Raw genomic sequence first — 15,354 nt, 5'->3', positions numbered from 1 at the left:
GATCTTGAGTTTCACTTCTATGAATTGCCACAATTGACTTAGGATTGCTATATTTGATTTTGGCAAATTGCTGGATGGGGTACCCGCTTAGATGCCCTGGGGTATTTATCGCGAATTATTTCGGTTTTTTATCGATTGTTGAATGTTATGATTTGAGGGAAAATTATGGGAATTTTAAAATCTAAATTCCGTTTTTAATCTCGCCTTTTGTAAAGCAATAAAAGACCTTTTAAAAAACAATAAACTCCCTGTTTTGTTGTCGATATTTTTAACATTAAAAAGATAGCAATAATCTGAATCTTTAGAGGCATTCATAGAGTGAGAACCGCTCTCGCTTGCCCAAAAAGTATAAAAAATTGGAGCGCGATCGCCCACTTTTCAGGAATTTCTCGACAAATTTTGTATCTTAAAGAGAGTGCGATCGAAGTGCGATCGCATGGCCCCATCGACCGTTTCGCGAAGTGTCGTGCGAAACTTTCGCGAAATCGGCTCGTCTATCGAACCCAACCGAAACGCCCGATCGCTACCCTCAACCTCGAGGTCGTTTGCAACTTACCGTTATTCCTCACAACCCATGAACCACACTGTCAAACTCCTAGGAATTAGTACGATCGCCCTGTTTCTGCTGTCCGCCGTTCCGCTGCGTACCCTAGCTCGTCCCGCGTCCCGCCTCGCTTCCCTCAAGCAAGTTCAAAGCCTCGACACGCAGACGTTATTCGCGCAAGTCGTAGAAATGCCCTTGTTTGCGGGAATTAATATTTCGCCTCAACAAGAAGCGATGTTACGTCCGATCCTCGAACAAACCCGGGCCCGCATGGATCGCATTCTCAGCCTGGAACAACAAAACCGCTTCCACCGCATGATGATGGACGGACAACCCCTCGATCGCGCGGTTGAAGCGATGGAACTCACCGAGGAACAGAAAACTCAACTCGATCGCGTCTTGCAAATGACGGGATTACAAGTCGCCCCCATTTTCACCCCAGAACAGCGAGAGCGACTCGAAGCCAATATCGAAGCTGCCCAACTTTGAGCCAAACCGCCGGAAATCGAGACGGCGAAATCGAGAATTTCCGGTCACCCCATCCGGTCTAAAAAACCTATCAAATCATACTCTGTAACGTCAGGGCGGCTTGGTTGAGATCCTGGCTGCCGAGGCGGGTTTGGCTAATGCCGCTGGCGGTTTCGCTGACGCCGCGATCGAGGGCGTTCATGGCTTCCACCAGTTGCTCGATGGCGCGGGCCTGTTGGTTGGCGGTGGCGGCGATTTGTTGGAAACCCACGACGATTTCTCGAATCGCCTCTTTGACGCCGATAAATTTATCGGCGGTGGTGTTGGCGACAGTCATCGTATTCGCCACGGTTTTAGTTCCGTCTTCGGTAGCCATAACCGTCGTATCAATGGCTGATTGAATCGTCGAAACGAGATTGTCAATTTTTTGCGCCGAACTGCGACTTTGGTCGGCGAGTTTACGAATTTCGCTGGCGACGACGGCGAAACCTTTACCGTATTCTCCAGCCCGCACCGCTTCCACGGAGGCGTTCAGCGCCAGCATATTGGTTTGGTTGGCTAAATCGCTGACGAGGGTGGAAATCGTACCGATTTGACGGGTGAACTCGCTCAGTTGCGAAATTTGTCCGGCGATGGTTTCCACTTTGTTCTGTAAGTCTTGCATCCCCGCCAAGGTTTGTTCCACCGACAGCGTACCGTCTTCAGCCAGTCTTAACACCTGTTGCGCTTGACGTTCGGCAGCTTCGGCGCGTTCAGCAGACCGTTGGGAGGAGGCGTTGAGTTCGTCCGCCGTGGTGGTGGACTCGTTGACAGAAGCGGCTTGCTGGTTGAGGGTGCGCTCTTGCTGTTCGACGGTGGCGGCCATTTGGCTAGAGGCGCTAACGATGGTTTGTACCACGGAGGTAATGCGCTGAATCATCGGTTCGGTGATGAAGAGACTGACCACCACGGCGATAACGGCGACGCTGACGAGGGTGGCTAGGGTGCCGAAGCCGATGGTTTGTAGGAGTTGGTTGGAAGCGGCAAAGGCCAGGTCGGGATCGGTATCGATGATAACACTCCAGTTGAGGGCGGTCGTTCGATCGGAGTCCCGCAGCGGCACCACTGACATGACCCGTTGCCTGTTGCCTTCTAGGTTGTCCACCACACCGAATTGCACTTGCTCGCTGTCGTAGGCTTCTTGGACAAGGGGAAAGGTTTGAAAAACGTCTTTTCCGGGGGCCTGGCTGTTGATGTTAATAAACGATTGTCCGGAACTGTCGACGATGTGAACGTGCTTGCGGTCGGTTTTTTCGGGGATCTCAACTAAGTCGATGAGTTGGCTGACGGGGAGTCTGGCTCTTAAAAGACCCTGAAATTGCCCCGTGGTATTTTCGCGAAGGGGTGCGGTGATATAAAGGGACAGTTCCCCGGTGGCTGGAGAGATTTCCGGTTGGCTGATAACGGGACGATTGCTTTGTAGAGCTGCTTGGAAGTAGGGTCGATCGATATGTTGGGTACTGACCTGTCCGTCTGATTTTAAGAGAACGCTACCGTTGGCATCGAAAACGGCTAAACTATCGTAAATTTGATAGGCGTTTACGGCTGTATTGAGTAGGGATTCTTTGGCGGGTTTGTCAAGGATTTCTGAGACGCGATTGTCGGAAAATGTCGGCAGGTTGGAAATTGCCCAAATATCTCCATACCGCTCTAACATAAAATCCTCGAGGCGTTCGGCGATTTGCCTCGTTTGCTCGTTCTGGGTTTGCAAGACTTTTTGGCGCAAATTTTGGTTGGTGGTGAAGTATGACAAACCCCCCACGATGAGGACGGGAATCGTCCCGATTGCGACGGCGATGGCGGCAGCTTTTACGCGCAATCCTTTTGATTTTTGCTGCGATTTCATGCTTGGATTTAACATTAATAGACTCGGTTTAATTGTTTTAAGTTGGTATATTTAGAGATGCCTGTTCCCTAAAAAGTAAAATCGACCTTGGCTCACAGGAGACGGCTGCGTTCGACTCGATATAGAACAAGCAAATAACAATTCTATTTTATCACCGATCAAAACGAATCACAAGGGTATTTAGGGGATTCTGGAGGACATGGCAAGGATTTTATTCTATGTCTAAATCAACCAAAAATCTCGCGCGATCGCCTTTTTTTTACAAAACATAAAGCTCGATTGATGAGGGAACTGCTGTGAGTTCGAGTCCGTAAATTGGGTAAAATAAGAAGATATATCTTCGCAGCGAAGTGCGCGATCTTCCCTCGCCGCCATTGGGAAACTCATGACTGTTCGGATTTTCGGGATTCGCCATCACGGGCCGGGTTCGGCTCGCAGTGTCTTACAAGCCTTCAACAGTTGGCAACCGGACGCCATTCTCATCGAAGGACCGCCGGAAGCCGAAGCGATTCTCTCTCTGGCGGCGCGTCCGGAAATGGTGCCGCCCGTGGCCTTATTGCTTTACGTTCGCGATCGACCCCAACAGGCAGTTTACTACCCCTTTGCCGTCTATTCCCCCGAGTGGCAAAGTCTCCTTTACGGCTTAACCCATAACCTCTCCGTGCAGTGGATGGACTTACCGCAGCGGCATCGCTTCGCCCTGCGGGAACTGCCCCCCCGCGAGGTTCCCGAAGAAGTCACAGTGGTACGCCGCGACCCCCTCGGACAACTGGCCCGGGCCGCCGGGTACGAAGACGGCGAAAGTTGGTGGGAGTCCATCGTGGAACGGCGTCGCGACGCCACGGATTTGTTCGAGGGCATTCTCGAAGCGATGACGGCGTTGCGGGAACAGGTGGATTGGCTCGAAGATGTCGAAGCGATGCGGGAAGCCTATATGCGGAAGAGGATTCGCCAAGCCCAGAAAGCGGGGTTCGATCGCATCGCCGTCGTCTGTGGGGCTTGGCACGCCCCCGCTTTGGCGGAAATGCCTCCGGCCAAGGTGGATAACGCCCTCCTCAAAGGCTTGCCGAAAACCGCTGTCTGCGCGACGTGGGTGCCTTGGACGGACGATCGACTCTGCGATCGCGGCGGGTACGGGGCTGGCGTCGCCTCCCCCGGTTGGTATCGCCACCTCTGGGACGTGGGAAATTTACCGATTTCGGAAGTGGCTCTGCGCTGGATGACGCGGGTGGCGGGGTTTCTGCGCGGTCAGGGGTTAGATGCTTCCTCGGCGGAGGTTATTGAGGCGGTGCGTCTGGCGGAAACTCTGGCGGCGTTGCGCGATCGCCCGATTCCGGGATTAGCCGATCTCAACGACGCCACGGTGGCGGTGATGGGTAACGGTTCGGATTTGCCAATGCGCTTGGTGTGGGAACAGTTAATCGTGGGCGATCGCATCGGAGAAGTGCCGCCAGAGGCTCCCACAACGCCGCTACAACAGGATTTGCGACAGTTACAAAAACAATTGCGCTTGAAACCGCAGGCGACGCCGAAAAGCCTCACCTTGGATTTGCGAAAACCCCTGGATTTAGAGCGATCGCACTTCCTACACCGCCTGAACCTCCTGGGGATTCCCTGGGGAAAACCCCAGCAGGCTGACGGTTTGGGAACTTTTAAAGAATCCTGGGAGTTGCGGTGGCGTCCGGAGTTGGAAATCGCCCTGGTGGAAGCCTCGGTGTGGGGCAATACCGTAGAAGACGCCGCCGCCGACTGTAGCCGCCACCGAGGAGAAACCGCCGAGACCTTGCCCCAGTTAACGGAACTGCTCGATGAGGTGTTGTGGGCGGCTTTGCCCCAGGCGGTACTAACGTTACTCGATCGCGTGGAAGCGGTGTCGGCGGCGACGCAAGATGTCGGCCATTTTCTGGAGTCGCTCCCGCCGTTGGCGCGAATTCGCCGTTACGGAAACGTGCGCCAAACGGATACGACGACGGTCCAGCGGGTGTTAGATCGGTTGGTGGTGCGCTGTTGCGTGGAGTTACCGGGGGCTTGTGTGAGGCTCGAAGAGGAAGCGGCGCGATTGCGCTTTCAGCAAATTTTGGCGGCTAACGGTGCCATCGCCCTGCTGCAACAGCAGGACTATCGCCAGCAGTGGCGAGATGCCTTGCAAACCCTTCTCGAGCGAGATCGATCGCCCGGATTGCTGCGGGGCGGAACCTGTCGTCTGTTGTTCGATGGCGGCGCCATCGATGCCGACGCCACCTCCCGCTACATGAGTTTAGCCCTTTCCCAAGCCAACGACCCCACCCAAGCAGCGGGCTGGGTAGAAGGGTTTTTGCAAGGAAGTGGTTTGCTGTTGTTGCACGACGATCGCTTGTTTGGGATTCTCGATCGATGGTTGCGATCGATTCCCGAAACGGCTTTCGTCGCCGTCTTACCCCTACTGCGGCGCACCTTTGCCACCTTTACCCCCGCCGAACGCCGCCAATTGGGACAGAACCTCTGGGGGAACGGCAAGGATTCCCTCGAATCGAGAATCGAGATCGAGGTCGATCGAGCCGATCTCGTCCTGAACGGTTTGGAAACACTACTCGGTTAAAGGATCGATCGAAAAATCACTCCATAACTATACTCAAGATAGCGTGGGGGGAGTTTCAGTAAAATTCCTGAGAAGTTCGATCGTCCCTGATTTTTTATCGTCACAAACATCTAATTAAAAACACTGAATACCCAAAAACAAATCCGAGTTTACCCGAACTTTATAAAAAGTTTTATCAACACTTTAATTTAAATTTATCCAAAAGCAAATTAAGGGTGTTAACGTCATAAATAGGAGGTTTATGTAGCTGAGCCGTACCCGGAGAATTCTCTCTCTATGGAAGTTCAGCCAACCGACGCCGAGGTCGGGGTGCATTGAAAACAACAGATCTAGTTCTGTCGCAACGAATAAAACTTCGCTTCAGACTCGAACGCGAAATCGGGGTGCGACACATCAGCAAATCTCGGTTGTCAGGTCAGACCAAAACTCGCTTGAATTACGAGAACCGATCCTATGAAACTCACAACACTGACATCGATTTCTGCCACGGCTGTCGCCAGTCTCCTAGTTGCGACAGTTCCAGCCCACGGATTTGAAATCAAATCTAGAGACGAAGCACCAGACGATTTTCAAAGCATACTTCCCGAACTTTCCGATTTCGTCGGGAAGGAAGCCAGAGATCTCGATCTTGCCACCATTGGCGCTCACCGAGTCGATTTATCAGCCTTCGAGCTGAAATACGACCATAACGTGAAAGCCTATTTCATCGGCGAAACCGCTGGAACCTACCGCAACCAACTCGACTTCCGGGCTTGGATGGGCGATACCATCGTTCAAGAACAAACGAAAATCTTCGGCGATACCTCTTGCAGTCCCAGCGAACAATCCAGCCTCGACGGATTCAGCGACTTTTGCGCCAACCCCGAAACCGCCTTAGACGGAAGTTCAGTTCAAGAGAGCCCCCTCAACGTGGGCGATTTCGTCGAATTAGGAGACTTTCAAGCCGGAACGGTTCTCGATTTCCTCCTCGTGGCCGACGGACGCAACGGCGGAATTACCAAATCCGTAGACGGACAGAGCGTCGATGCGATGTACAGTGTCGATACTGCCTCCAACCCCGACGGAAAACAGCACGCGATGGGATATTTCTATAAAGATTTCCTCATCGTCGGTTACGAAGACCTCTGGGGAGGTGGCGATGCTGACTTCAACGATGTGGTGTTTGCCATCGACTTCGGTGCCGCCAACAACCGCGAAATCGGTAACGCTTCAGTTCCCGAACCCTCTACAATTTTGGGACTTTCTGCGATCGCCGGTGCCTTGGCGTTGCGCCGCCGTCGCGATCGCGCCTAAACCCGGTTTTTCCAAAAACAAGCTTAGTCGGTGAAAAGCAATCCCCTGGGTCTTTTGAGGACACCAGGGGATTTTTTGGGATTTTTGGGATTTTTGGGATTTTTGGGATTCGCCTTAACGACCCTGACGGGGAAACAATCGTTCGAGACTTTCCTGTAACTGTCGGTGGGGGTAAATACTCGGCTTGCGACTCCAGACGAATTCCACCGTTTCAACGTAAGTCCACTCGGGATTTTTGGCGAAGCAATAGGCCACCATCACCGACCCGCTGCGGCCGATTCCCGCACGACAGTTGATTAAGATTTTACGCCGTCCTTCTGCGAGGCGATCGTCAATCCAGCGGACGGCTTTTTCGAGGAGTTCCTCCTCGATGGGGTTTTGGGCGCCGTCGGGGGTACCGAGTTGGCAATAGGCGATGTCGGCGTCCGGGGGATAAGTCAGCGTCAGTTCTTCGGCCATGTTCAACACCGCATCGACCCCCAGTTTTTCCGCTTGGGAGGCGGCGATGTAATTCCCGATATAGAGACGGGGCAATACGGCGACGCAACTCGGACCTTGAGTCCAAGGCATGGCTTCGGACGGGGCTTTAATATGAAGCGTTCCGTTGTGTTGGGGATGTCCCAACCACTGCCAGGGACGGTTTTCGCCTTCGACTCGCAGGCGATAGGTGTATTCGTATTTGCCTTGACTGGTGGGGAAAAAGCCCCCTTCAAACCAGTGTACGTCGTCGAGGCTGGTTTGATAGGGCAGGTCGATCGCGTGCCAGTTGCCGTCGCTGTTGTATTTGCTGTGTGCGTTCGTCCACAGTTGCACTTGCAGGGTTTCGGCGGGGTGAGGACTGCGGAGTTTTAGGGTGACGCCGAAGTTTTCTAACATATACCGCGTCAGGCGATCGTTGAGGGGCGGATGGAGTTCGACGATTTCCGCGAAGGTGAAGCGGGAGGTTTCAGACATGGCGATCGATCGAGCGTGTTTCGTTTCTCTAGGTTAGCAAACGGAGCGATATCTCCTGTCTCAATCCTCGATTATTCAGGGATCGATCGCCCAAACGATATTTTTATAAAATTCTAAAAATTGGGTTCAAGTTAACGTTTTTTGTCTTTTTTTAATGCCAGCCAATTTCGTGTTATAATATAAAACCGAAATTTTTGTATTATCAAAAAGCCGACTTCAAAACCTATCGAATGGACGATTTCATTAAAGAACGAATTACAATTTATATCCGGCAGCAGGTTCCGATTCACACGCAAATTTGGCGCGGACAGTACGACGATGGGACGTTTTGGAGTTTCGCGCCGCCCAGCGATACTTGGTATCCCGGCTTGCAAAACGTAGAAAGGCTTACGGTAACGGAGGCGCATCACCAAACCCTTGAAATCGAAGCGTTCGACGAGACTCAACAACTGGCGATCGTCGATTTTTGGGGCTACGGCTATCAAGGCTTGCAAGTCGATCCCGATGGGGAAGTGTGGGAAGCCGCGTTTCTCGGAGGAAACCCCCGCGAGTTGGACTCTTGGGAAGCACCCTATCAGTTGGTTTAGGGATTTTTGGGGAGGTTTCGATCGATCTTCCTCGAAAATTGCCCTGCAATTGTCTTCATATCCTAACAAACTATCTGGATATAGATAATCATTTTCATTATCGAACGTCGTAACCGTAAATTGTTGCGGCGTTTTTGTGTAATCGTTTTCATTGGGTGCGATCGATCCCCACAGAGTCGATCGCACTTTCGTAACAACGGTAACAAGACCGTCCTCGAGAGACCCTTTAAGTTAAGCCTGTGTGAACTACCCGACGCTGACCTACGGTACAGCACGGGCTTCCCAATTCATTGGCCGTAGCCTCCAGAACTTCGCAGTTCCTTTGGTCTTACACTGCCTCCAAGGGCAGAAGTCCTGGTTCCCAAGACCCATACTTTTTCTTGCAACATGTACCTATTAGCTTGGTTTTCGCTTACGGCAGGGATGGTCAAGACGTACCAATTGTACCAAGATTGGCTCGTTTCCTCATCCACCCCGGCGCTGTTCCACGCTGCGCTTAGAATTCGACTCTGGGGTGGAATCGTCAACTCGCTCGCATTCATCCCGACGCTCGGCTACGCCAGAGCGCGGGGCTTCTGCTGCTTTAGCTAAACTCAGTTTCGACCAACTTTCTCACGGGTCTCGATTCTCGTTGGCGTTGCCAACTGCACCTGTCGTCTTGGGGACGCATTCGCGTTTTTCGGTGGTTTCGCGTACCCGAAAAACCGCCGTTTTTTTTCGACATCACCAGAGGACGATTATGCCAGAACCCCTCTTCAAAGTCGATTTGACCAAACCGATGAACGAGCAGGAACTTCCGGGTCACAACCGATGGCACCCGGAGATTCCCGCCGTCGTCTCCGTCAATCCCGGCGATGTGTTCCGCATCGAATGCAAAGACTGGACCGACGGACAAATCAAAAACAACGACGATCCCAGCGACATTCGCGATGTCAATCTCAACGTCGTTCACGTTCTCAGCGGTCCGATTCACGTCAACGGCGCAGAACCCGGCGATATTCTGGTGGTGGATTTGCTCGATATCGGGGCGTTACCCGGCGACGAATGGGGATTTACAGGCATTTTCGCCCGCGACAACGGCGGCGGGTTCCTCACAGACCATTTTCCCGAGGCGGCCAAAGCCATCTGGGACTTACAAGGAATTTATACCTCCTCTCGCCACATTCCCGGCGTTCGCTTTGCAGGTATTACGCACCCCGGCTTAATTGGATGTGCGCCGTCTCACGAATTGCTGGCGGAGTGGAACCGCCGCGAGAAAGCCTTAGTGGACAAAGGCGGTCCGCCGTGGAAGCCGCAGGTTCCGCCCCTGGCGGCACTTCCCAACCCCGATAAAGCCATTTTAGGAAAGTTAGCGAGTTCCGAGTTCGATCGCGTGGCCGCCGAAGCCGCCCGTACCGTTCCCCCTCGCGAACACGGCGGAAACTGCGATATTAAAAACCTTTCTAAAGGCTCTCGGATTTACTTTCCGGTGTACGTAGACGGGGCGAAACTCTCCATGGGAGACATTCACTTTTCCCAAGGGGACGGTGAAATCTCCTTTTGTGGTGCGATCGAAATGTCGGGTTACATCGATCTGCACGTCGATATTATCAAGGGCGGCGTGGAAAAATACGGCATGGTCAACCCCATTTTCAAACCCGGACCCGTAGAACCGCACTATTCAGAATATTTGATTTTCGAGGGCATTTCCGTCGATGAGTTTAGCGGCGAACAGTACTATCTCGACGCTCACGTATCCTATCGTCGCGCCTGTCTCAACGCGATCAAATATCTGAAAAAATTCGGATTTACTGGCGAACAAGCCTATTTACTCCTCAGTTGCGCCCCCGTGGAAGGTCGCATCAGCGGTATCGTTGATATTCCCAACGCCTGCTGTACCTTAGCCTTGCCTACCGCCATTTTCGATCGCGACATTTTACCGACTTAACCATACCTTACCCGAACTGTCTGTATGCCTCTTTACGAATATCGATGCTCGAGTTGCGGTGAATTTGAAGCGTGGCGTACCATCGCCGAACGAGACACGCCGATTCATTGTCCGCAATGCGAAGCCGTCGCCCAACGCATCTTTTCCCCGCCGATGGTGAATCTCAATTCCGGTTCGTTTCGCCGCTCCTCTTCCAATCCAGAACCCCGCCTGGTGAAGGCGCAACGAGATCCCACGCCACCGCGTTACCAACCCTCTCAAAGCGGGCGTCCGTGGATGGTGGGACATTCTCCACAGCGGTATCCCTCCGGTTAAAAGTTTGGCTGTCGAACCTCGGTTAAATTGCCTGGATTCTCCTACTTTAACGTGGCATTGAATGCCACGTTTTTTATTTTGTTTTAATGTTTTCTTTAAACTCCGTAACGCCGTTGCTAGAAACGCCGCGACTTCAGAATAAATGTCAGAAAGACTGGCGTTACTTCCCTATGTAAAGGGTGAACTTTTTTTACAAGTTGTCGCGAACCCTAGCCGATTGGCGTTTGGGAGAGTAGAATAAGGAAAAGCGATCGAAAATCCCTTTTTCGAGACCGTGTACGAACGAACCTGTAAGCTTGGAAACGCCAATCTGTGCCGTAACTGGGGTGTGAGGAGAACTCACACCCCGTTTTGTTTTAAGGTTAGCACTCTCGGACGGCGAGTGCTAAGCGAATCCTGTCTCGAACCCGGTATTTTAGCCCTGTGGAACGGAGGATCGATCGCCTCTTTTCGCTATCACCCGTCTTGTTTTTCGCGGCTATGACTTACCGATTTGACTTTGACATCGTAACTGTCACCCCGGTTTTAAACTTTTTCAACCAACAGCAGGAACAGGAGAAAACCCCCCAACGCAGTAAAGCCTATCTCGGAAGCTACGACTGTACGTTAGATGGCTTTGTGAAATCCACGGAACTCGTCCATCAGAAACCCGATTGGGATTGGGATGAAGTCGTGGGTGCGATCGTTAATTTTTGGCTAAAACACGACGATCGCGTCCGTTATTGGGAACGAATTTTTCGAGAAGCGGGCGATGATTGTCTCATTGTCGGACGAGTGGCGAATTATACTCGACTTCGCCAAGAACTGGAATCGTTGTTTTAAGGTTTCAACTTCTTTAAGATACGTTAAAACACTTGTCTTTTTGTCCTTTTTGTGATTTGTAAATCGCGAGATCCCCGGCATCTCCAAGATGCCGGGGATCTGTTGAAAAATGGGAGTTTGAAGTAGGTTGGGTGTAGCGATCGCTCAACCCAAAAACAGATCGACTGAGTGTAGAGACTCCGATCTAATCAATTTAAATTTTCGAGCAGGATTTAGAGATTATAACTTCCGAAAAAGTCTAAAACGCGAATTCCGTTCCAAAGATGTTGATTTTGTTGTAAAAACTGTTGGTGAACGGGATGAGATTGATAGCGATCGAGCGCCTCGAGACTCTCGAATTCCATGTAAACCGCAATATCGTAATCGGCAATATGAACCGATCGATCGCCTCTGGCTTGTCGTCCGAAATCCACCGTCAGCACACCGGGGATTTTTCCTAACTGCACTTCCGCCACTTCCAAGAATTCCTCAACATCCGAATCAGAAAGGTTCGATTTGAGATCGACGAGGACGATATGGCGAATTAACGTATTGTCTAAAGTCTCGTCTGACGAGGGATTACCTTGCGCCAGATTGACGCCAAAGCCACCGTCGAAAGACAACAACGCTGCACCTAACAAAACCACAGCCGAAGCGTTCATGCTGTCACCGTTTTTACAGAATCAAAAAAAAGAACCCGCAACAATCCTAAAAAATAAAACGATCGAACCTTAACAAAAACGGCAATCCACGGGGGAACGGGGGTTAACCCAATCGCCTAAAATTAAGATCGTTTCCGTTTCTTAACAACCCCCTTTCGTTCACGTCAATTCGTTAACTTAAATTCAGCAGCGATCGCACCCATGACAGCCAGCCATCCCTACGAAGCCCGAACCCAAGAAATCGCCCGCGAACTTCTGGCCGCAACCCGCGAAAAAGGGAGTTTTTTCGCCAAAATGCGCGATCGAATGCGCTGGGACGACAAACTCCTCGACTGGGCCATGAGTAACCCCGGTTTGCGGGTGCAGTTGTTCCGCTTCATCGACTGCTTACCCGCCTTGCGAAGCAAAGCCGAAATCGCCCGTCACCTGCAAGAATACCTCACCGCCGAAGAAGTCGAACTTCCCGACGCTCTCAAACAACTGATTAATTTTAGCGGCGGCGACTCCGTACCGGGACAACTGGCGGCGACGACGGTTTCAACAGGCGTCGAAACCCTGGCGTATAAATACATCGCCGGAGAGAACTTAGCCAAAGTCGCCAAAACCGTCGAACGCCTCCGCAAAGACAACTTGGCGTTTACCATCGATCTCCTCGGGGAAGCCGTCATCACCGAAGCCGAAGCGCAACAGTATTTCGATCGCTACCTGGAATTGATGACGACGCTATCAGAGGCGGCGAAAACCTGGAAAACCGTTCCGCAAATCGACGAAGCCGAGGGCGAACCCCTTCCGCGAGTGCAAGTTTCCGTCAAACTCACCGCCTTTTACTCCCAATTCGATCCCCTCGACGCCGCTGGAAGCGAAAGCCGCGTCAGCGATCGCATCCGCGACTTGCTGCGTCACGCCGCGAAAGTGGGGGCGGCGATTCACTTCGACATGGAACAGTACGAATATAAGGATCTCACCCTGGCGATTCTCAAAAAAATCCTTCTCGAAGAGGAGTTTCGCCATCGCAGCGACATCGGAATGACGATTCAAGGCTACCTTCGCGAGTCGCAACGGGATTTACAGGGATTAATCAACTGGGCGAAGGAACGGGGAACCCCGGTGACGGTACGCTTAGTCAAAGGAGCGTATTGGGATCGCGAGACGATTCGATCGCAACAACACCGCTGGAAACAGCCCGTGTACAACGACAAAGCCGCCACAGACGCCAACTTCGAGCGGTTGACGCAGCTGTTGTTGGAAAATCACGACTATATCTATGCAGCCATCGGAAGCCACAACGTTCGATCGCAAGCCTTAGCCTGCGCGATCGCCGAAACCCTAAAAATCCCCCCTCGCCGCCTCGAAATGCAAGTTCTCTACGGAATGGGGGACAAACTGGCGAAAGTCCTCGCCCAGCGGGGACATCGCGTGCGCGTATACTGTCCTTACGGCGAACTGTTACCGGGGATGTCCTATCTCATTCGGCGGTTGCTGGAAAACACGGCGAACAGTTCCTTTTTGCGTCAGAACTTAGAAAATCGCCCCATCGAGGCGTTAATCGCCCCGCCCAAACCCGATCCCGAAAAACCCGAATTCGCTCCCGATGCGTTACCCTTCCCCAACGCCGCCGATAGCGATTACGCCGACGCAGCGGTACGAGATGCAGGATTGACAGCGATCGCACAATTGCGCCCACAACTCGGAAAATCCTATCGCCCCTGGATTGACGGCGAATACCGCGAAACCGCCAACACCGTAAACTCTCTCAATCCCTCCAATCCCGAAGAAGTGGTGGGAATTGTCGGACAAATTTCCATCGAACAAGCCGATTTCGCTGTCGCCACCGCCAAAGCTGCATTTCAACAGTGGCGGCGAACCCCAGCCAGCGATCGCGCCGCCATACTTCGCCAAGCCGCCGAACTCCTCGAACAGCGTCGCCACGAACTCAACGCCGTCATGGTGTTTGAAGTGGGGAAACCGTTAAAACAGGGAGATGCGGAAGTTTCCGAAGCGATCGATTTCTGTCGCTACTACGCCGACGAAATGGAACGTCTCGAATCCGGGGCGAACTACGACATCCCCGGCGAAAACAACCGTTACCACTACCAACCTCGGGGAATCACCCTCGTCATTTCCCCTTGGAACTTCCCCCTCGCCATTCCCACCGGAATGACAGTCGCCTCGCTGGTGGCGGGAAACTGCACCCTGTTGAAACCCGCAGAAGTTTCCAGCGTCATCGCGGCGAAATTAGCGGAAATCCTCATCGAAGCGGGAATTCCCAAAGGCGTGTTTCAATTTATCCCCGGAAAAGGTTCGACAGTGGGGGCGCATTTGGTGAAACATCCCGACATCAATACCATCGTCTTTACGGGTTCCCAGGAAGTGGGATGTCAGATTTACCGCGACGCGGCGGTGTTACAACCGGGACAAAAACATTTGAAACGGGTGATTGCAGAGATGGGCGGTAAAAACGCCGTTATTATTGATGAAAGTGCCGATTTAGACCAAGCCGTGGCGGGTGTGGTTCAGTCGGCGTTTGGCTACAGCGGACAGAAATGTTCGGCTTGTTCGCGAGCTGTTGTTGTTGAATCTGTGTACGATACCTTTATGTCGCGGTTAGTCGAAGCCGTGCGATCGCTCAACGTGGGAGATGCGTCGAAACCCAGTACGCAAGTGGGGCCGGTGATTGACGCCAAAGCCCAGCAACGGATTCGCGAGTCTATTCAAAACGGGAAAGAAGAGGGGAAAGTGGCGATCGAAATACCCTCTCCCGAACCCGGTTATTTCGTCGGTCCGGTGGTGTTTACAGAAATTTCTCCCGAGGCGACGATCGCCCAAGAGGAGATTTTCGGCCCGGTATTGGCGGTGTTGAAAGTGAAGGATTTCGACGAAGCCTTAACGGTGGCGAATTCGACGAATTACGCCTTGACGGGTGGGTTGTATTCCCGTACTCCGTCTCATATCGATCGCGCAATGGCGGAGTTTGAAGTGGGAAATCTCTACATTAACCGGGGAATTACGGGGGCGATCGTGTCTCGCCAACCTTTTGGCGGTTTCAAACTGTCTGGTGTGGGTTCTAAGGCGGGCGGTTCGGATTACGTTTTACAATTTTTAGAACCGCGAACCATTACGGAAAACATCCAGCGTCACGGTTTCGCCCCGATTGAAGGTACGGAATAAGTTTGGAGTTTGTCGGGTGGAAAACGCTCGCCCGACAACTTTTAAAATATTGCAGTCGGTGCGTTACGCGGAAATCTCATTAACGAGATTTCAAAGCCATGTTTTGACCGCGTAACATACCCAGGGCTATTTCATTCTAAAAATGGTCTTGAGGGTGTCTAGTCCAAATTGG

The 15,354-nt window shown here is 52.2% G+C and carries 11 protein-coding genes; 8 read left to right on the top strand and 3 right to left on the bottom strand.

The window, feature by feature from the left end; genetic code table 11:
* Nucleotides 1–574 precede the first annotated feature (574 nt).
* Nucleotides 575–1,033 carry a Spy/CpxP family protein refolding chaperone gene (locus ACP5D4_RS17735; protein ID WP_428012948.1) on the top strand — a complete coding sequence of 153 codons (459 nt, stop codon included), beginning with the start codon at nucleotides 575–577 and terminating at the stop codon, nucleotides 1,031–1,033.
* A 70-nt stretch (nucleotides 1,034–1,103) separates the two neighbouring features.
* Here the strand turns inward: ACP5D4_RS17735 and ACP5D4_RS17730 are convergent, their stop codons facing one another.
* Complete coding sequence (locus ACP5D4_RS17730; protein ID WP_428012947.1) at nucleotides 1,104–2,897, bottom strand: methyl-accepting chemotaxis protein; 1,794 nt, start codon at nucleotides 2,895–2,897, stop codon at nucleotides 1,104–1,106.
* Nucleotides 2,898–3,282: 385 nt separating this feature from the next.
* On the opposite strand from ACP5D4_RS17730, the gene ACP5D4_RS17725 reads away from it, so the two are divergent.
* Both ACP5D4_RS17725 and ACP5D4_RS17720 read left to right on the top strand, forming a co-directional pair.
* Complete coding sequence (locus ACP5D4_RS17725; protein WP_428012946.1) at nucleotides 3,283–5,475, top strand: DUF5682 family protein; 2,193 nt, start codon at nucleotides 3,283–3,285, stop codon at nucleotides 5,473–5,475.
* A gap of 453 nt (nucleotides 5,476–5,928) precedes the next feature.
* Nucleotides 5,929–6,768 carry a DUF4114 domain-containing protein gene (locus tag ACP5D4_RS17720; protein WP_428012945.1) on the top strand — a complete coding sequence of 280 codons (840 nt, stop codon included), beginning with the start codon at nucleotides 5,929–5,931 and terminating at the stop codon, nucleotides 6,766–6,768.
* Between the two features lie 114 nt (nucleotides 6,769–6,882).
* Here ACP5D4_RS17720 and ACP5D4_RS17715 read toward each other — a convergent pair whose 3' ends face one another.
* Nucleotides 6,883–7,722 (bottom strand): dual specificity protein phosphatase family protein, encoded by an 840-nt coding sequence (locus ACP5D4_RS17715; RefSeq protein ID WP_428012944.1) that lies wholly within the window; start codon nucleotides 7,720–7,722, stop codon nucleotides 6,883–6,885.
* Nucleotides 7,723–7,952: 230 nt separating this feature from the next.
* Between ACP5D4_RS17715 and ACP5D4_RS17710 the strand changes: the two genes are divergently transcribed.
* From ACP5D4_RS17710 to ACP5D4_RS17695, 4 genes are all read left to right on the top strand, one after another.
* Nucleotides 7,953–8,309, top strand: coding sequence for a hypothetical protein (locus ACP5D4_RS17710; RefSeq protein ID WP_428012943.1), 357 nt, complete (start codon nucleotides 7,953–7,955; stop codon nucleotides 8,307–8,309).
* Nucleotides 8,310–9,048: 739 nt separating this feature from the next.
* The gene (gene fmdA, locus ACP5D4_RS17705; protein ID WP_428012942.1) at nucleotides 9,049–10,236 is read left to right on the top strand and encodes a formamidase; all 1,188 of its coding nucleotides are present in this window, start codon (nucleotides 9,049–9,051) and stop codon (nucleotides 10,234–10,236) included.
* 24 nt (nucleotides 10,237–10,260) lie between these two features.
* Complete coding sequence (locus tag ACP5D4_RS17700) at nucleotides 10,261–10,551, top strand: FmdB family zinc ribbon protein (protein WP_428012941.1); 291 nt, start codon at nucleotides 10,261–10,263, stop codon at nucleotides 10,549–10,551.
* Nucleotides 10,552–11,031: 480 nt separating this feature from the next.
* Nucleotides 11,032–11,373, top strand: a complete 342-nt coding sequence (locus ACP5D4_RS17695) for a hypothetical protein (RefSeq protein ID WP_428012940.1) — start codon at nucleotides 11,032–11,034, stop codon at nucleotides 11,371–11,373.
* A 212-nt stretch (nucleotides 11,374–11,585) separates the two neighbouring features.
* Here ACP5D4_RS17695 and ACP5D4_RS17690 read toward each other — a convergent pair whose 3' ends face one another.
* Complete coding sequence (locus ACP5D4_RS17690; protein WP_428012939.1) at nucleotides 11,586–12,014, bottom strand: Dabb family protein; 429 nt, start codon at nucleotides 12,012–12,014, stop codon at nucleotides 11,586–11,588.
* A gap of 201 nt (nucleotides 12,015–12,215) precedes the next feature.
* Here ACP5D4_RS17690 and pruA point away from each other — a divergent pair, with 201 nt between their 5' ends.
* A complete protein-coding gene (pruA, locus tag ACP5D4_RS17685) occupies nucleotides 12,216–15,182 on the top strand; it encodes an L-glutamate gamma-semialdehyde dehydrogenase (RefSeq protein WP_428012938.1) in 2,967 nt (988 codons plus the stop codon).
* Nucleotides 15,183–15,354: the final 172 nt, after the last annotated feature.

Source organism: Baaleninema sp. (genome assembly GCF_049974805.1).
Classification (GTDB): Bacteria; Cyanobacteriota; Cyanobacteriia; order Cyanobacteriales; family Geitlerinemataceae; genus Baaleninema.
Note: the sequence above shows the minus strand (reverse complement) of the source record. Positions and strands in the feature narration are given on the sequence as shown.